This window comes from Nocardia vulneris, from assembly GCF_001613425.1.
Classification (GTDB): domain Bacteria; phylum Actinomycetota; class Actinomycetes; order Mycobacteriales; family Mycobacteriaceae; genus Nocardia; species Nocardia vulneris.
Genome location: NZ_BDCI01000001.1, coordinates 174,079 through 192,564, shown reverse-complemented (window position 1 = coordinate 192,564; position 18,486 = coordinate 174,079). Strand labels below are relative to the sequence as shown.

Genomic DNA, 18,486 nt, shown 5'->3' with positions numbered 1-18,486 from the left:
TGGTTATCATCGGTTAAGTGCAGTTTCTCCCTGGCCATCAGCCGCCGTATGACCTGACCTACGACGACATCTTCCTCGTCCCCAATCGGACGGATGTCGCCTCCAGGTTCGATGTCGACCTCTCCACCGTCGACGGCACCGGCACCACCATTCCCATCGTCGTGGCCAATATGACCGCGGTCGCGGGACGCCGCATGGCCGAGACCGTCGCCCGTCGCGGCGGCATCGTCGTGTTGCCGCAGGATCTGCCGATCAGTGCGGCCGCCGACACCATCGCCTTCGTCAAGAGCCGCTCGCTCACCGCCGACACCCCGGTCACCCTCGACCCGGAACGCTCGGTGTCCGAGGCCGTCGCCCTGATGCACAAGCGCGCCCACGGCGCCGTCGTCGTGGTCGACGCGGGCCGCCCGGTCGGCGTCGTCACCGAGGCCTCGTGCACCGATGTCGACCGCTTCGCCCGGCTGCGCGACGTCGCGATCACCGATTTCGTCCAGGCCCCGGTCAGCACCTCGCCGCGCGACATCTTCGAACTGCTCGAGGCGAAGCACGCCCAGCTCGCGGTGCTCACCGCCGCGGACGGCACCCTGGCCGGCGTGATGACCCGCACCGGTTCCGTACGCGCCGGGATCTATCAGCCCGCCGTCGACGACCGCAACCAGCTGCGCGTCGCCGCCGCGGTCGGCATCAACGGCGACGTGGTCGCCAAGGCCAAGGCCCTCGTCGACGCCGGCGCCGACGTGCTGGTGATGGACACCGCGCACGGCCACCAGGCCAAGATGCTCGAATCCCTCAGCGCCGTGCGCGATCTCGCCCTCGGCGTGCCGCTGGTGGCGGGCAACGTGGTCTCCGCGCAGGGCACCCGCGACCTGGCCGCCGCGGGCGCCGACATCATCAAGGTCGGCGTCGGCCCCGGCGCCATGTGCACCACCCGCATGATGACCGGCGTCGGTCGCCCGCAGTTCTCCGCGGTGGCCGAATGCGCCGCCGCCGCACAGGAACTCGGCGTACACATCTGGGCCGACGGCGGCGTGCGGCACCCGCGCGACGTCGCCCTCGCGCTGGCCGCGGGCGCGTCCAACGTGATGATCGGCTCCTGGTTCGCCGGCACCTACGAGTCCCCGGGCGACCTGCGCGTCGACCGCGACGGCAACGCGTACAAGGAGAGCTTCGGCATGGCCTCCAAGCGCGCCGTCGCCGCGCGTACCGCCTCCGACAGCGGCTTCGATCGGGCCCGTAAGGCGCTGTTCGAGGAGGGCATCTCCAGCTCGCGCATGCGACTGGACCCCGAACGCCCTGGCGTCGAGGACCTCATCGACCACATCTGCTCCGGCGTGCGCAGCGCGTGCACCTACGCGGGTGCCCGCAGTCTCGCGGAACTGCACGACAAGGCGGTACTCGGTGTGCAGTCGGCCGCCGGATTCGCCGAGGGCCGGCCGCTGCCCAGCGGTTGGTGAGCACCGTTCCCTGAAACACCCGCCCGGCACGGCGCGTCCGACACGCCCGTGCCGGGACACCGACCGGCCCACGCGTTCCACGACGTGGGCCGGTAACATGGGGGTTGCCGGCCTCCGGCCGCACATCACCGGCTTCGCGAAAGGATCCAGTTGTCACCCGCGTCCAAGGGCGCAGCACAGGAGGGCTCCTCTACCGAGCCGGGTGACAAACCCGGCGTCCTCCTACTCCCCCGCGTCCTCCGAGTCCGAGCTCCATTCCCGATCGGCGGGTCTCCGGCCATCAGGTGGTGCCGACGATGACCGTCGCGCTCACCGTGCTCAGTTTGCTCGGATTCATCGCTCTCACGGCAGGCACCGCGCTTTTCGTCGCCGCCGAATTCTCCCTCACCGCCCTGGAACGCAGCACCGTCGAGGCGCACGCGCGCGAGGGTGACGTCCGGGCCCGCATGGTCCGCCAAGCCCATCGCACGCTCTCGTTCCAGTTGTCCGGCGCCCAGCTCGGCATCACGATCACCACGCTGATCACCGGTTATATCGCCGAACCGGTACTCGCCCGGCTGCTCGATCCGCTGTTCAGCGGCCTCGGGCTCAGCGACGGCGCGGCCCGCGGCCTCTCGCTCGCGCTGGCGCTCGTGCTGGCCACCTCGCTGTCGATGATCTACGGCGAGCTGGTGCCCAAGAACATCGCCATCTCCAAACCGCTGGCCACCGCGCGCGTCACCGCCGCGCCGATGGTCGCGTTCTCGGTGGTGTTCAAATGGCTGATCCACTTCCTCAACAACACCGCCAACTGGGTGGTACGCCGCTTCGGTGTCGAACCCGCCGAGGAATTGCGTTCCGCGCGTTCCCCGCAGGAGCTCGGTTCGCTGGTCCGCACGTCCGCGTTGCGCGGCGCGCTGGACTCCCGCACCGCGCAGGTCATCGACCGCTCACTGCAATTCGGTGAGCGCAGCGCGGAGGAACTGATGACGCCGCGGGTGAAGATCGAATCGCTGGACAAGCTCGACACCATCGCCGATCTCATCGAGGCGGCCGGCCGCACGGGCTACTCGCGGTTCCCGGTGATCGACGGCGATCTGGACAACACCCTCGGCGTGGTGCACGTCAAACAGGCGTTCACCCATCCGGCGGCGGTCCGGCGGACCGTCCCGCTGCAGATGCTGGCCCATCCCGTGCCGATCGTGCCCGCGAGCCTGGACGGCGACGAGGTGCTCGAACGCATCCGCGCCGACGGTATGCAGGTCGCGCTGGTGGTCGACGAATACGGCGGCACCGCGGGCATCGTCACCATGGAGGACATCATCGAGGAGATCCTCGGCGACGTCCGCGACGAGCACGACGAGGAAGAACTCGACGTGCGCCGCGTCTCCGACGGGTGGGACTGCTCGGGTCTGCTGCGCATCGACGAGGTGTCCCGGGCCACCGGATACGACGCGCCCGAAGGCGAATACGAAACACTCGGCGGCCTGGTGCTCACCCGCCTCGGCCGCATCCCGGAGCCGGGCGACGAGGTGCTGTTGCCCAATCCCCGTTCCCAGCAATGGTCTTCGGAGGATTCCCCGGCTTCCGGTGGCTGGATCGCCCGGGTCGAACGCATGGACGGCCGCCGCATCGACCGGGTCCGGTTGATCCCGGTCGCCCCGGACGAACTCGCGCTGCGGCGCTTCCAGCACGAGGAGACCGCGCCGGCCGAGTCCGGCACGGCGGCCGATCGCGAACAGGAGCACAGTCATGGGTGACCTGTTCGGCGTGCTGCTCACCGTGGTGCTGCTCGCCAGTAACGCCTTCTTCGTCGCCGCCGAATTCGCCTTGATCTCGGCCCGCCGGGATCGCCTCGAGGCATTGGCGGCGCAGGGAAAGCGCAACGCCAACACGGTGATTCGGGCAGGCGAGAACCTGTCGATGATGCTCGCCGCGGCACAGCTCGGCATCACCATCTGCTCGATCCTGCTCGGCCGGGTCGGCGAACCGGCGGTGGCGCACCTGCTGGAGGGTCCGTTCGAGTTCCTCGGCTTGCCCGAACAGCTGTTGCACCCGGTGGCTTTCGCGATCGCGCTCGCCATCGTGGTGATCCTGCACATCCTGTTCGGCGAGATGATTCCGAAGAACATCGCGCTGGCGGGCCCGGAACGCAGTGCGCTGCTGCTGGTTCCGGTGCACCTGATGTGGTTGCGTTTGGCGCGTCCGCTCATCGCGGTCTACAACCTGGCCGCGAACCTGACGCTGCGCATGTTCCGCATCGAGCCCAAGGACGAGCTGGAGGCGACCGTCTCCTCCGTCGAACTCGCCGAGATGATCGGCGAATCCCGCTCGGAGGGCCTGCTCGACGAGGAGGAGCACCGCCGGCTCACCCAGGCGCTCGGCACCAGTGACCGCGTGGTCGCCGATGTGATGGTGTCGCTGGCGACCACCCGCACGGTGCCGTTGCGGGGCAGCGGAACCACGCTCGGCGATATCGAATCCGCCGTCGCCGAAACCGGTTTCTCCCGCTATCCGGTCCAGGCGAGCGACGGTTCGCTGGTCGGCTACCTGCACGTCAAGGACGTGCTGGACAAGGTCGCCGACGAGACGGCGGGGCCGGACACGCCGATTCCCCGCACCGATATCCGGCCGTTGCCGACCGTCAGCATGCACACGCCGCTGTACGAGGCGCTGGCCCGGTTGCGGCGCACCAACAGTCACCTGGGGCGCGTCGTGGACACCCGCGGCAACACCACCGGCATCGTGGCGTTGGAGGATCTGGTGGAGGAGTTCGTCGGCACGGTCCGCGACGGGACGCACCGGATCATCGAATGAGTTCGCGGTACCGCATTTTCGGGGTTCGGCGATGAGCACGGGCGCGACGACGGTGCGCACCGAGCACGAGTGGCGCGCGGCGGCGGCCGCGCACCTCGACCGGCTCGATGCGCTCGTCGGCCCGTATCTCGAACGGCGCGCATCGGGTTCGACGCATCCGGTGATCGATTTCCTGTTCACCTACTACGGGCACAAACCCGCGCAGTTGCGACGCTGGCATCCCGGCTTCGGCGTCGCGCTGGCGGGTGCCCGCGAGTACGACGGCGCCCGCGGCTACCACCGGGCCGGCGCGGCGTACACCGCCGACCCGGCGTACCTCACGCGCCGCCGCGACACCCTCGAGTTCGTCGCGACGTTGTTGCGCGCCACCGCGGCTCGTCCCGCGCAGCTGTCCTGCTTCGGGCTGCACGAGTGGGCGATGGTCTACCGCACCGACGACATCCGGCACCAGCAGGTGCCGCTGCGGCTCGGCCGCGCGGGCACCGATGCCGTCGTGGAGTCGATGTCGTTGCGCTGCACCCATTTCGACGCGTTCCGCTTCTTCACCCCGGCGGCGGTGGGACGCAACGCCGAACCGCTCACCCGCGCCGATCAGCTGCACCGGGAGCAGCCCGGCTGCCTGCACGCGAACATGGACCTCTACAAGTGGAGTTTCAAACTGGCTCCGCTGGTCTCCTCCCAGCTGATGCTGGACTGCTTCGAGCTGGCCTGCGCCGCGCGCGAACTCGATATGCGGGCCAGCCCCTACGATCTGTCTGAGTACGGCTACACGCCGGTGCGGATCGAGACGCCGGCCGGGCGCGCGGAGTACGCCAGGGCACAGTCGGCGCTGGCCGAGCGTTCGGCCGAGTTACGCGGCATTCTGCTCGACGTCTGCGATGCGCTGCTGACCCAGGAAACCCAGCTCACCAGCAGTTGAACGCCCGTACCAGATCCCACGTTTCGAGATGGCACGCCGCGCGCCCTGCCAATTTCCGCGAAACCCTTCCCATAAGTTAACGGTAGTTACTACCATTCAGTCAGTTCGGTCGGCTGTCCCAGTCAGTTTGGGCGACCACGTATCAACTTGCTGAAGGTTGGGGAGTTCGACGATGCGCTCACTGACACGCCTGCGCGGCACCAAACCGCTGGTCCTCGTCATGGTCGGGCTCGCGGCCGCACTCATGGTGCCGAGCAGTGCGTCCGCAGATCTGCAGTCCGATATCCAGACCGCCGTGCAGGAGTTCCTCGACGTCGGCCGCACCGCGGTCCCGCGCGCCGACTGCGGCGCGGGCTCGGCGCCGGAGAACGGCATGCAGGGCGACGTGACCGCGGCCGACCGGGACAGCGGACGCAGCACGCAGGGCTATCGCTGCAATATGTCGTTCGTCGGCGGTTTCGCGGGCCGCGGCGCGGGCATCACCTCGACCAGCTTCGAGCACTGCGCCTATATGGGCTCGTTCTTCCCCGGCGACCTGATCAGCGAGGGGCGCGGTGTCCAGGTGCTCGACGTGTCCGACCCGGCGCACCCGCGCCCGACCGTCACCCTCACCGAACCGGCCATGCTCGCGGGCACCTGGGAGAGCCTGAAGGTCAACACCGCCCGAAAGCTGCTGGTGGGCACCGGCGTTCCGGTGGGCACCGGCGTCGGCTACCTCTCGGTCTACGATATCTCCGACTGCGCGCATCCGCGCCTGCTCAACCCGGGCGCCGGCACGAATATGCTGATGCCGCTGCCGATCACCACGCACGAGGGCGGCTTCTCCCCGGACGGCAACACCTATTGGGCCTCGGGCATCGTCCCCGGTTTCGTCAGCGCGGTCGACCTCACCGATCCGGCGAATCCGCGCGTCGTCTGGCAGGGGCTCACCGGTATCGAAGCGCACGGCTTCGGGATCAGCGCCGACGGTAACCGGATGTATCTGTCCGCGCTCGGCGGCTTCACCGTGCTCGATATCAGCGCGGTGCAGCGCCGCGATCCGAACCCGCAGGTGCACCACATCGGCCGGGTGTTCTGGACCGACGGCTGGGCCACCCAGCACAGCATTCCGGTGACCTATGGCGGCAAGCCGTATCTGTACACGGTCGACGAAGGCGGTTCCGGCGGTGTGAAACTCATCGATATCGCCGACGACACCGCGCCCAAGGTCGCCGCGAAGATCAAACTGGAGATCAACCTGCCGCAAAACATCGATGCCAATATCGGGTCGTCCATGGGCGGTTCGGCGTTCGCCTACGAATCGCACTACTGCACCGCCGATCGCCGCGACGATCCGACGGCGCTGGCGTGCGGGTGGATCTCCTCGGGCATCAGGGTTTTCGATATCCGGAATCCGCGCGACATCCGCGAGATCGCCTACTACAACCCGCCCGCCCGCACCGGGCAGAACCTCAGCCTGTGGAACTCGCCGCACGCGCTGGCGTCGATCATCGGTGTGCCGCTGATGAGTACCCCGCCCGCCCTGCGCGCCGTGCTGGAGGGCCAATTCAATCCGCTCGACGCGCTCACCCCGCGCACCGGCAGGCTGGCCTTCGGCGACGTGTCCACCGACTGGTGCCTCTCGCCGCCGGAATGGCGTGGCTCGCAACTGTATGTGACCTGCTCCGACAACGGGTTCATGGTGTTGCAGCTCGACAACGACGTGTATTCGCCACCGGCGGACCAAGAGTCGATCGTCGGGTCCTAGCCGTGCCGCGCTGGATCCGGGGTGCCGCGTTCGTCTCCGCCGCTTTCGCCCTGCTCGTGCTCGGTGCCGCGTTGCGGCCCCTGGTGCTGCCGGAGCAGCACACGGCGACACCGATTCTCAGCGCGGTGGAGATCGGCTTCGCCCAGGACATGACCGCCCACCACCAGCAGGCGCTCATCATGGTGCAGCGGCTCGACCCCGGCGTCGATTCGACTGTCCTGCGCCTGGCCCAGCAGCTCGACAGCACCCAGCGACTCGAGATCGGCACGATGCTCGGCTGGCTGCGGCTGGCGAACGCCGCACCCATGTCGGCCCGTCCGATGGCGTGGATGCACGCGGACGAGGCTGCTGCACAGCACCATTCGCAGCCGGTGGCACAGACCGAACCGAAAGCGCCGCCAGGCACCGGGATGCCGGGAATGGCGACCACCACCGAATTGGACGCGCTCGCCGGGGCGCGCGGGCGCGACGCCGAAATCCTGTTCCTGCAGTTGATGTATCGCCATCACCGCGGCGGCATCGCGATGGCGCAGGCAGCCGACCAGCTGCTCACCGGCGGCCCGGTGAAAGAAACCGCGCGCTCGATGATCCACGGACAGGCGCAGGAGACCGGACTGATGGGCATGCTGCTCGCCGCGCGTGGAGCCGCTCCCCTGCCCTGAGCGGTGCATCACGGCAGAGTCAGGCCACGGCGTGAACCAGCCGGCGGCGCAGGTCATTGCGCGGTGTGCAGCTCGAATCCGCTGGCCCCGTTCGGCTCCCGCCCCGGCTCGAGCCGCAGACTGCGGTCGTAGTCCCCGCCGCCCTGCGGCCGAAAGCAGATCGGCTCGATCGTCGGCAACTCCGACATACGGGCGCGCAGATCCGCGGCGACAGCGTCGAAACGCGCCGAATCGAGCCGAATAGTGCCGTGCACCAAGAACGGTGGGAGCACATCCATCCCCGGGTAGTAGAGAATGCCGTGCTGGATCGGGAACAACAGATCCTCGACGGGGCCGTTGATGCCGCGATCGGAGTACGACGGCTCCTTGCCGCCGATCGACACCACGAGCATCGCGCGGCGTCCCGCAAGCACGCCCGCACCGTACCGCGGTAGCGCCGTGCCTCCGGCCCCATAGGCGAAGCCGCAGGTGAAGACCCGATCCACCCACCCTTTCAGGATCGCGGGCATGCTGAACCACCACAGCGGAAAGTGCAGCACAACGGCGTCGGCCCAGAGCAGTTTCTGCTGCTCGGCCTGGATATCGGCACTCAATGTGCCCTGCTGATACGCCGCACCCGAGGCGAGCATGAAATTGGTTTCGGACACCGCGCCGAAATCCTCGGTGTCGGCGTGTGCTTTCCAGCCCATCGCGTAGAGATCGCTGATCCGGACCTCGTGCCCGTCCGCCCGTAACTGGTCGACGGCCACGTCTTTCAGCGCGCCCGTCAGTGAGTCCGGCTTCGGGTGCGCGTACACGACGAGTACGTTCATTCCTGCTTTCGTCACGTTCCGTGGCAACACATCGGCATCCGGGGTAATTCCGGTGCACCACTGCGGCGCAGCTCACGACGGGTACGCGAGGTGAATCGACGCGACGCCGGTATCGTTTACCCGGCAGCGCGACCGAGGGGTGGAGATCGCATGATTCGAACGGACACGATCGTCGTGCCGGAGCACGTGCACGGGTATCCCGGCGTCGCGTTCGGCGGATATGTCGCCGGTTTGCTCGCGGCGCAGTCCGGCGCGCCCGCGGTACGGGTCGACTTCCGCCGCCGCGTCCCGGTCGAGACGCCGGTGACCATGCGACGCAACGACTCCGACGGATTGGTCTTGACCGATCTCGAAGGCCTGCCCCTCGTCGAAGCCGTGCCCGCCACCCTGACACTCACCGCGCCGCCCGCACCGACCTGGGACGAGGCGCTCGCCGTCACCGAGTCCTCCGCCCCGCTGCGGCACGAATCCGACTGCTACGGCTGCGGTTCGCTGTGCGGGCCGGGACAGGGCCTGCGCCTGTTCCCGTGGCCGGAACGCGAGCGCAATCGCGTCGTCGCCGCCTGGACACCGGACGAAAGCCTCGCCGCCGACACCGGCGACCTACCGACCGAACAGGTTTGGGCCGCCCTGGACTGCCCCGGCGGGTGGGTGGCGATGGCGCTGCACACGCTGCGCCACGGCACCGTCACCGCCGCGCTCACCGCCACCCAGCTCGCGCCGGTGCGCGCGGGCGAAGACTACGTCTCCTACGCCTGGCCGATCGCCGAGGCGGGCCGCAAATCCACGGTGGGCGTGGCTCTCGCCACCCGCGAGGGCGCGGTCTGCGCCCTCGCCGAAGCCCTGTGGATCCATCCGAAACCCGCACCCGGCCACCGCGATTGACGTTCGGCTCAGCGACCCTGTAGCGATTTGACGTTGTCGCCGAAGGTCCAGCCGCGCGATCCGTCCCAGTTGAGAGACCACGTCATCAAGCCCTTCAAGCTGTTCGCCGCACCGGTGCCGTAGTGCTTCCACGCCTGGGACACCAGGCTCGGTGACATGTACCCGCCACCGGCACCGGGCTGCGCGGGCAGGCCGGGCACCTGCTTGTCGTAGGGCACGGTGATCGTGGTGCCCTGGATGGTCAAACCCTTTGCCAAGCAATCGGTTTGCGCGGTGAAGCCCTGCACGGTCCCGGCCTGGTACGAGTCGCCGGCGCAGCCGTACATGCTGCCGTTGTAGTACTGCATGTTCAGCCACCACAGGCGGCCGTTGTCCGCGTACTTCTTGATGATCGGCAGGTAAGCGCCCCAGATGGAGCCGTACGTGACGCTGCCACCAGTGACGTAGGCGGTCTCGGGCGCCATGGTCAAGCCGAAACCGGCCGGCATCTGCGCGAGTACACCGTCGATGATCCGGATCAGGTTGGACTGCGAGGCGGACAGGGTCTTGATGTTGCCCGAGCCGGTGAGTCCGGTCTCCAGGTCGATGTCGATGCCGTCGAAGTTGTACTGCTTCAGGATCGGCACGATGGTCGCGACGAAACGGTCGGCGACCGCGCTCGAACTCAGATCGATACCCGCCGCCGCGCCGCCGATCGACATCAAGATGGTCGCCCCCGCGGCCTTGGCCTGGCACATCTCGGCCGGGGTGGCGACCTTCACGGTCCGATCCATGCCGTCCTCCCAGCGGGCGGTACCGTTCGACTCGATCACCGGGAACGCCGCGTTGATCACGTTGTGGCCGTGCGCCGCGATGCGCGGATCGGTGATCGGGATCCACCCCATCCCCGGATGCACCCCGTTCGACGCGCCGTCCCAGTTCTCCCAATACCCTTGCAGCACTTTGCCGGTCGGCTTCGGCTTGGTCGCACACGTGTCCGCCGCGGGGGCGGCGTGCGCCGCCGGGCCGACCCCCACCGCCAGCGCGCCCACCACCCCCACCACAGCCAGCAAACTCCCCACCACTACCGACCGACGCCCCCCACCTGAGCCATTTGTCCATTTCATAACCAAGTAGAACCACACCTACGAGATCGAACTCGACCACCGACAACTGGGGACGCAACCCGCCCACCTTGAACAGCCCCACCCCACACCGATGGGGAGATCGACCGCACCCGAAACCACGGCACACCACAGCAACACCGCTCATCTTTCACGGCGACACTCCGGCGCGAAAACGCCGCCCACCCCGCTCCCGGTTACCCATTGGAACCCTCCGGTCAGCACCTTCTGGAACCTGCCCGATTTTCCCACCACTTTCCATAGCCGTTCCATATGAATCCCCCTCCGACATCGGTAACGTCGCGCCCATGCCCTCCTCGGAGCACGAAGCACTCATCGAATTGTTAAGGCGCAGACCTGAATTCGTCACAGAACTACTCATCGACGTGATCGACACCCCACTCCCGGAGTTCGATGAAGCACGCCTGGATTCCGGCGACCTACCCGATATCCAACCCACCGAATACCGAGCCGATCTCGTGGTCACACTGACTGCCGCGACCGCCCCGGTCCTCGGCATCGTTATCGAGGTACAACTCCGGCACGACCGAGACAAACACTGGAGTTGGCCCGTCTATCTGACGACATTGCGCGCCCGACTCCGATGCACGGTTCTCTTGGTCGTGCTATGCCCGAACGAGCGCGCCTCGAACCGTTGCCGCATGCCGATCACCGTCTCCCCTGGATTCGTCCTCGTACCCCTTGTGCTCAGCCCAGCCAACGTTCCCGTGGTCACCGATGTCCACACCGCCGAAACCAACCCCGATTTGGCCATCCTGTCCGCCATCGCCCACCGCGGGCATCCCGACCACGCCTCGATCCTCAACACCGTCGCCGAGACGATGCATCTGCTTCCTGCCACCGGCGAGTACATTGACCTCATCACGTCCGCACTCCCCAAGAGTGCGACCCGGCACTTCTTGGAGATGCTGAAAATGACGAAAACCGGCCCCTACATGAGCGACTACTTCAACGACATGCACTTCAAGGCCGAGGCTGAGGGCCGTGCCAAAGGCGAGGCGGAGGGCCGCGCCAAAGGCGAAGCCGAGGGCAAAGCCGAGGGCAAAGCCGAAGCGCTGCTCACAGTGCTGGGCGCCAAGCGCCTAGCAGTGACTCCCGCGCTCGAGGCAAGAGTCGTCAACTGCACGGACGTGGATCAATTGGATACCTGGATCGTTCGCGCCGCGAAGTACGACTCGATCGAGGAGGTTTTCGCGGACTGAGCTGCGGCGCGCCACACCGAGGCCTGCCCGGTCCAGCAGGCGTGGTCGGGCCTCGGTGGTAATCAGTCGACCTCGATGGCGGGGGGTTCGATGCGGCCGGTCAGCCGGCGGCTGAAGGTTGGGTCTTCGGCGCATGTGACGGTGAGGTCGTACCACCCGTCGTCGGTCGGCCAATCGACGGATTTCGTGGTGCCGGGCAGCAGGGTCGCTTCGTGCCGGGTCGTGGTGAAGCGGCGGGACGAGAGAGTCACCGTAACCTCGCCTCCCCCGCCGTTGGCCAGGTCGACCGATAAGCTACCGCGGCGGATCAGTTGGCGGACAACGATATCGGCGGCTGCGCCCGAGGTGTTCCCGCGCAGTTCGTGCCAGAAACGGTTCGGCCCTTGTACGGCGATATCGTATTCCCCTGCGACAGTCACGATTTCGGTGGCCTCGTACGCGACATCGAGGTGGACCGGGAAGCTGGGCTCGCCCGCATAGCTGTAGACGGTGAAGTGCGCGGGTCGCGCACCACTGTTGCGCAGGGTCACGGCGAGCCGGGTAGGCGAACGCAGCACTGCTGACACCGTCGGCTGATAGGGCAACGCCCGGGCCGGCCGGCGGCCGGGTTCTTGTTCCGGAACCGATTGCGCGGGTGGCGGATTCGGCATCCACCGGGTGACGGGCGCGGGCACCGGTCCGGGACGGTGCAGCGTCGGCGGCCTGCCGGGATCCGTGAAGTCGAAGGCTGAGGTCAGGTCGCCGCAGGCGGTGCGCCGCCACGTACTGATGTTCGGTTCGGCGACCCCGGTCCAGGTTTCCAGGAAACGCAGCACCGAGGTGTGGTCGAACACCTCGGAGTCGACGAAACCGCCGATGGTCCACGGCGAGACCACCACCATCGGCACCCGCGGTCCGAGCCCGATCGCCTGTCCCTGATACCAGTCGTCGCCCTCGCCGTCCGCGGGTCGCGGAGGCACGGGCGGCGGCACGTGGTCGAAGAAGCCGTCGTTCTCGTCGAAGTTGAGGAACAGCGCGGTCTTCGACCAGGTTCCGGGGTCCGATGCGAGGATGTCGAGCAGGTCGTAGATCAGGTTCGCGCTGGCCACCGGCGTCGAACCGGACGGATGTTCGCTCAGCGCCTGGGGCGGCACCAGCCAGGTCACCGCGGGCAGGGTTCCTGCCGTGACGTCGGCGCGGAAGCGTTGCAGCAGCGTTCCCGGCGCGCTGCGGTACATGGCACGGTCGAACAGGCTGCGCTGCTGCGCCGTCAGTCCGCCGAGTGCCGCGTCGAGCTGACCGAGCAGCCGCTGCCGGTCGGCTTCGGGCAGGGTCAGCAGCGCGGTGTACAACTGTTCGGTGGTCCGGTATCCCCCGTCGACTTCGGCCAGCAGTCGGGTGCCGATGCGTTTGAACGGCAGGAAGTACTCGACCGGGTTGTCGGTGAAGTTGTCCCACTCCTGATAGATCTGCCAGGACACGCCCGCCGCTTCCAGCCGCTCCGGATACGTCGTCCACGCATAGCCGGGATGATCGATCTCGTAGGCATCGTTGGCGACGGCCCGTTTCCGGGTGCCGGGCTCGAATCCGGTGGTGCCGGTGAAGAAGTAGTTCCGGTTCGGGTTGGTCCCGCCGAACAGGGAGCAGTGGTAGGCGTCGCAGAGGGTGAACGTCTCGGCCAGCTCGTACTGCAGCGGAATGTCGCGGCGCTCGTAATAGGTCATCGTGGCAGGTGTTTTGGCCGGAATCCAGCCGTCGTACCACCCCTGCGCCCACGCCGCGGTACTGCCGTACCACTCGTGGTTCAGCGCGTCGAGATACTGGATGTCGCTGTCCGGGCGACCGGCCCTGGCCGCCGCGGCACGCAGCGAGAACGGCAGCACCTCCGCGGCCGGTGCGGGGAGCTGTCCGGGCGGGGCCGGCTGCGGTTGATGGAACACCGAACGCCCGGTGCGCAGCCGCAACGGGGACTCGTCGCCGAATCCACGCACCCCGCGCAGCGTCCCGTAGTAGTGGTCGAACGAACGGTTCTCCTGCATCAACAGCACCACGTGCTCGATTTCCGCGAGCCCGCCGCGGCGCATGGGCGCGGCCATGGCGCGGTGCAGCGAAAGCGGCAGCAGCGACGCCGCCGCAGCCGTCGCCAGGGAACCGAACAGGTGTCGACGGGACATCGGGACCATCTCGGGGATGCTAGTGACCGCGGTTTGCCGGAGCATGAACAGAGCAAACGCTACCGCGACGCCGGGTCACTCGGTCCAGGGCCGCAGCTTGTCCGGATTCCGGATCACCCAGATCCGGGTGATCCGCCGATCCGCAATGTCGAAGGCGTACACCGAAACGATGGTGCCGGCGACGAGCGCCACCAGCCCGGGCTGCCCGTTCACCGTGCGTTCGATCAGCGTCACCTCGGGCGCCCGGGCGGCGATCTCGAGCCACGCGGCGGCGATCCGCGCACCGCCGGCGATCGGCCGCCGGAAGGCCGGGGCCAGGCCGCCGCTGTCGGCGGTCGCGATCGCCTGGGGGTCCAGCAGGCCGATCAACGCCTCGATATCGCTAGTTTCCCAAGCCTTTTTGAAATCCTTCACGACCTCGGCACGTTCGGTGAGGGTGACGTCGCGGGAGGTCCGGATCCGGCGACGTGCGGAGGACGCCAGCTGCCGGCAGGCCGCCGGGGTGCGCCCGACCACGTCGGCGACCTCGGCGAAGGAGTAGCGGAACACGTCGTGCAGGACGAACGCCACCCGCTCGGCCGGGGTCATGGATTCCAGGACCACGAGAAACGCCATGCTGATCGACTCGTCCAGGGTGATCCGGTCGGCGGGATCCGCGGGCATCGGCCCGCCTAGCCATTCGGCGCGGCCCGGCACCGGTTCCGGAATCCATTCGCCCACATACCGTTCCCGCCGCGCACGGGCCGAACCGAGCAGATCCAGGCAGATGCGCCCGGCGACGGTAGTCAGCCAGGCACCCGGCTCGGCCACGGCCGCGCGTTGCGCGTCGGACATCGCGTACCAGCGCGCGTACGCCTCCTGCACCACGTCCTCGGCCTCGGCCAGCGAGCCGAGCAGCCGGTAGGCCAGGTTGATCAGCTGACGACGTTCGCTGAGCACCGGCCACGGTTGCGGGTCGGTCATAGTGGTCGGCTCCTTCGGTCGATACGTTCCTTACCCAGACTGACGAAACAGCGATCCGGAATGTGAGCCGGCCTGACATTTCGCCCGGGTGCGTCGTCGGTAGGGCATGACAATCAGAATCGGCATCATCCTCGGCAGCACCCGCCCGAACCGGAACGGCCTGCAGGTCGCGCAATGGGTGCTGGACACGGCGGCGGGTCGCGCCGACGCCGAGTTCGACCTGATCGACCTGCGCGCGCACCCGCTGCCCCACCTCGACGAGCCGGTGGCGCCCATGTTCGGCCCGTCGGTGCACGCGCACACCCGCGCCTGGGCCGAGCGGATCGCCCCGTTCGACGGCTTCGTCATCGTGACGCCCGAGTACAACCACGGCGCACCCGGTGTGCTGAAGAACGCCATCGACCACCTGTTCGCGCAGTGGACCGACAAGGCGGTCGGCTTCGTGTCCTACGGGGCCGGGGGCGGTGTGCTCGCGGTGGAGCAGCTGCGTCAGGTGTGCAGCGCGCTGGGCATGGCCGACGTGAGCCCGCAAGTCACCGTCTCGGTACTCGCCGATTTCGAGAACTACACCGCTTTCCGACCCACCGAACGGCACACCGCCGCCCTGGGCAAACTGCTGGACAAGGTCGTCGCATGGAGCACCGCGCTCGCCCCGCTGCGCCAGTCCGCCCTGGTCACCTCCTGAGGAGTCGAACATGCTGATACCGAACGACTTCCGGGCCCTCGCCGACCGCATCGAGATCGCGGCGCTCGGTGCGGCGTTCAGCGACGCCGTGATGATGCGCGACCCGGATCGCCTGCTCACGCTGTTCACCGACGACGCGGTGCTCCGCATCCCGGACGCACAGATCGAACTCACCGGTCGCGCCGAGTTGCAGCACGCGCTCCCGCGCATGCAGGCCGCCTGGGAATACTTCATCCAGCACACCCATACCGGTGTCATCGAGCTCGACGGCGACACCGCCGCCGGCCGTGCCCACATCCTCGAACTCGGCCGATTGGCAAGCGGCAGTTCGCATACCAACTACGCGATCTACCACGACCGCTACCGCCGCACGCCGGACGGGTGGAAGTTCACCGAAAGGGTCTACGAGATCCGCTATCTCGACAACTCGCCGCTGCCGGGTGCGCCGCCCGGCGAGCACGGGCTGGGTGTCGATGTCTCGGCGGCGCGCCTGCAGGGTTGAGGGAGCTGCGGCACTCTACCGCTGCCCGCGTTCGCCTCCCGGCGCGGCCGGTCGGGTCCCGGCGCGTGCCGCCGCTACCCGGGTGAGCCGACGGTTCGCCTGCTGAAACCGCAAGCACCCCAGCAGCACTCAGTTGCGTCCTGCGTTGCGCGCCGTCCCGCGATGGGCGGGCACGGTGGTGGGATCCTCCGGCCAAGCATGTTTGGGATAGCGCCCGCGCAAGTCCGCGCGCACCTGTAACCAACCGGCTCGCCAGAACGAGGCCAGGTCCGCGGTGACCGCCACCGGGCGCTGCGCGGGTGAGAGCAGGTGCAGGACGATCGGGACGCGCCCGCCGGCCAGGCGCGGCGCGTCCGCCCAACCGAAAACCTCCTGCACCTTGACCGCGAGCACGGGCGGGTCCGCCGAGTAGTCGAGGCGGGGACGACTACCCGACGGGACCGTCAGCCGTTCCGGTGCCAATTCGTCCAGCTGGGCGGCCTCCGGCCAAGGCAGTAGCCGACGCAATGCCGTTCCGGCATCGATGCGGGCGAGGTCCGCGCGAGTGCGGGCGACGGCGAGTTCCGGGCCGAGCCAGAGTTCGGCGTCGGCGAGCAACGCTGCGTCGTCGACCGCGGGCCACGGCGCGCCGAGGGTGCGGTGCAGGAAGTCGAGGCGGTGCCGCAGCGAGACCGCCTCGGCATCCCAGCGCAGCACTTCGAGGCCGCGCTCCTGCAGGCCGCGACGCACTGCGGCACTGAGCAATTCACGGTCGGGATCGCGAATCGGCCGCTCCGACAGCACGATCGCCCCCAGGCGTTCGACCCGACGGGCCACCACGTCGCCGTCCACCCAGTCGACCTCGTCCACGGTGCGCAGCAGGCTCGCCGCCGCGCGGCGCGCCAGCTGTTCGTCGGCGACTGCCGCCAGCCGGATCTGTCCATCGGAACGCCCTGGATCGCGCGTCGCCACCCCGACCGCCAACCACTCCGCATCGCCCATTCCGGAACCCGGCGGCAACGTGACCGCGGTGCCACCGGCCATGAGGTAGCTGGCCGAGCCCTGCGCACGTCGCCGCGCGAGCCGTTCCGGATAGGCCAGTGCCACCACGAAAGCCGGATCGTCGCGACCGTCCGGCGCAGCCACCGCGCGGGCCAGCCGGGCGACTTCACGCTGCCAGCGGCCGGGACGCGCACGCCGCAGCGCGCGCAGACCGGCCACGAGATCGACGCCGGAGAGCAGGGTGTCGTCGTCTAGCACGGTCACCACCTCCGCTGCCGCTCGCGCGCCCACCTCCGCCGCGCCGTCGAGCAACGCGCGCGCCATCCGGGGATGCAGACCGATCCCGGCGATGCGCCGCCCACGGTCGGTGACCGTACCGTCGTCGTGCACAGCGCCCAACGCGCGCAACACTTCCCGGCCCGCCGCCAGCCCGCCCGGCGGCGGTGCGTCCCACCAGGCCAAGCCATGGCCGTCGGCCGTGCCCCAGCATGCCAATTCCAATGCCAGCCGCGTGAGATCCGCCGTCCGGATCTCCGGCTCCGGATACGCGGGCAGGGTGGCGTGCTCGTATTCCGGCCAGCACCGCCACACGTGGCCGGGGGCCTCGCGCCCGGCGCGGCCCGCGCGCTGTTCGGCGACCGCCGCCGAAACCCGCACTGTCGCAAGCCCGGACAGACCGCGCCCCCGATCGATACGGGGCACCCGGGCCAGCCCCGAATCCACCACGGCCCGTACGCCGGGCACCGTCAGGCTCGATTCCGCCACGGCCGTGGCCAGCACGACGCGCCGCCGAACGCCGGGGCGCAGCGCCGTATCCTGATCTGCCGCGGAGAGCCTGCCGTGCAACGGAACGATATCGACCTCACTCAGATCGGCGAGAAGCGCTGTCGTCCGGCGGATCTCGGCGGCGCCGGGCAGAAAGACCAGGACATCGCCGTCGGTGCCGGCGAGCGCGGCCCGGGTCGCCCGCGCGACCTGAGCTTCCACCCGCTCCCGGGGCACCTGCGGCACATACGTCGTCCGCACCGGGTACGCCCGCCCCTCGACCTGCACCACCGGCGCACCGCCGTCGGCGTCGAGCAGTTCCGAAAGTCGTTCGGCCGCAACGGTTGCCGAGGTAGCGAGCACTCGCAGGTCCGGTCGCAGGCCCGCCCTGGCGTCGAGCAGCAAGGCCAGCAGCAGATCCGCGTCGAGGTGCCGCTCATGACACTCGTCGAGCATCACCACATCTACCCCCGCCAGTTCGGGGTCGCCTTGCAACCGTCGCACCAGCAGTCCGGAGGTGACCACCTCGATCCGGGTACCCGGCCCGACGCGCCGGTCTCCGCGCACCGAGTACCCGACGGTCTCCCCCACCGGCTCGCCGAGCAAGGCCGCCATCCGCGCCGCCGCGGCCCGCGCGGCCAGCCGCCGCGGCTCGGCCACCAGCACCCGCCCGGTGCTCGCCGCTGCCAAGGCCAGCGGCACCAGCGTCGTCTTCCCTGTCCCCGGCGGTGCGACCAGCACAGCGGTCGCCCGCTCGGCCACCGTCTCGACGAGACCATCGAGGGCGGGGCGGACCGGTAGCTCGGGCAGTTCGGGCAGTTTCATCGGCAACCAGT

At 68.7% G+C, this 18,486-nt stretch carries 15 protein-coding genes; 10 read left to right on the top strand and 5 right to left on the bottom strand.

The window, feature by feature from the left end; translation table 11 throughout:
* Positions 1-17: 17 nt before the first annotated feature.
* The 6 genes from NVU01S_RS00770 (at position 18) to NVU01S_RS00745 (ending at position 7,578) form a co-directional block, all read left to right on the top strand.
* Positions 18-1,454, top strand: coding sequence for a GuaB1 family IMP dehydrogenase-related protein (locus tag NVU01S_RS00770; RefSeq protein ID WP_043678590.1), 1,437 nt, complete (start codon positions 18-20; stop codon positions 1,452-1,454).
* Between the two features lie 296 nt (positions 1,455-1,750).
* The gene (locus NVU01S_RS00765; RefSeq protein WP_043678649.1) at positions 1,751-3,193 is read left to right on the top strand and encodes a hemolysin family protein; all 1,443 of its coding nucleotides are present in this window, start codon (positions 1,751-1,753) and stop codon (positions 3,191-3,193) included.
* Entirely contained in the window at positions 3,186-4,250 is a 1,065-nt protein-coding gene (locus NVU01S_RS00760; RefSeq protein WP_043678592.1) for a hemolysin family protein, read from the top strand. The genes NVU01S_RS00765 and NVU01S_RS00760 overlap by 8 nt, the downstream gene beginning before the upstream one ends.
* Before the next feature lie 31 nt (positions 4,251-4,281).
* Positions 4,282-5,169, top strand: a complete 888-nt coding sequence (locus NVU01S_RS00755) for a hypothetical protein (protein ID WP_043678594.1) — start codon at positions 4,282-4,284, stop codon at positions 5,167-5,169.
* 172 nt (positions 5,170-5,341) lie between these two features.
* Positions 5,342-6,916 (top strand): LVIVD repeat-containing protein, encoded by a 1,575-nt coding sequence (locus NVU01S_RS00750; protein WP_043678596.1) that lies wholly within the window; start codon positions 5,342-5,344, stop codon positions 6,914-6,916.
* A gap of 2 nt (positions 6,917-6,918) precedes the next feature.
* A complete protein-coding gene (locus NVU01S_RS00745) occupies positions 6,919-7,578 on the top strand; it encodes a DUF305 domain-containing protein (protein ID WP_043678598.1) in 660 nt (219 codons plus the stop codon).
* 53 nt (positions 7,579-7,631) lie between these two features.
* Here the strand turns inward: NVU01S_RS00745 and NVU01S_RS00740 are convergent, their stop codons facing one another.
* Entirely contained in the window at positions 7,632-8,390 is a 759-nt protein-coding gene (locus NVU01S_RS00740; protein ID WP_043678600.1) for an NAD(P)H-dependent oxidoreductase, read from the bottom strand.
* Positions 8,391-8,540: 150 nt separating this feature from the next.
* Here NVU01S_RS00740 and NVU01S_RS00735 point away from each other — a divergent pair, with 150 nt between their 5' ends.
* Positions 8,541-9,275, top strand: coding sequence for a PaaI family thioesterase (locus NVU01S_RS00735; RefSeq protein ID WP_043678602.1), 735 nt, complete (start codon positions 8,541-8,543; stop codon positions 9,273-9,275).
* Positions 9,276-9,283: 8 nt separating this feature from the next.
* Here the strand turns inward: NVU01S_RS00735 and NVU01S_RS00730 are convergent, their stop codons facing one another.
* Positions 9,284-10,318, bottom strand: a complete 1,035-nt coding sequence (locus NVU01S_RS00730; protein ID WP_244896301.1) for a chitinase — start codon at positions 10,316-10,318, stop codon at positions 9,284-9,286.
* Between the two features lie 368 nt (positions 10,319-10,686).
* On the opposite strand from NVU01S_RS00730, the gene NVU01S_RS00725 reads away from it, so the two are divergent.
* Positions 10,687-11,601 (top strand): RpnC/YadD family protein, encoded by a 915-nt coding sequence (locus tag NVU01S_RS00725; protein WP_043678606.1) that lies wholly within the window; start codon positions 10,687-10,689, stop codon positions 11,599-11,601.
* A gap of 62 nt (positions 11,602-11,663) precedes the next feature.
* Here NVU01S_RS00725 and NVU01S_RS00720 read toward each other — a convergent pair whose 3' ends face one another.
* Positions 11,664-13,754, bottom strand: a complete 2,091-nt coding sequence (locus NVU01S_RS00720) for a phosphocholine-specific phospholipase C (RefSeq protein ID WP_209444869.1) — start codon at positions 13,752-13,754, stop codon at positions 11,664-11,666.
* A gap of 75 nt (positions 13,755-13,829) precedes the next feature.
* Entirely contained in the window at positions 13,830-14,717 is an 888-nt protein-coding gene (gene sigJ, locus NVU01S_RS00715) for an RNA polymerase sigma factor SigJ (RefSeq protein WP_043678608.1), read from the bottom strand.
* Positions 14,718-14,823: 106 nt separating this feature from the next.
* Between sigJ and NVU01S_RS00710 the strand changes: the two genes are divergently transcribed.
* Complete coding sequence (locus NVU01S_RS00710) at positions 14,824-15,402, top strand: NADPH-dependent FMN reductase (protein WP_043678610.1); 579 nt, start codon at positions 14,824-14,826, stop codon at positions 15,400-15,402.
* 10 nt (positions 15,403-15,412) lie between these two features.
* On the top strand, positions 15,413-15,904 hold the full coding sequence (locus NVU01S_RS00705) for a nuclear transport factor 2 family protein (protein ID WP_043678611.1): 492 nt from the start codon (positions 15,413-15,415) through the stop codon (positions 15,902-15,904).
* A 129-nt stretch (positions 15,905-16,033) separates the two neighbouring features.
* On the opposite strand, the gene hrpB is transcribed toward NVU01S_RS00705, so the two are convergent.
* Complete coding sequence (gene hrpB / locus NVU01S_RS00700) at positions 16,034-18,475, bottom strand: ATP-dependent helicase HrpB (RefSeq protein WP_175068855.1); 2,442 nt, start codon at positions 18,473-18,475, stop codon at positions 16,034-16,036.
* Between the last annotated feature and the right edge of the window lie 11 nt (positions 18,476-18,486).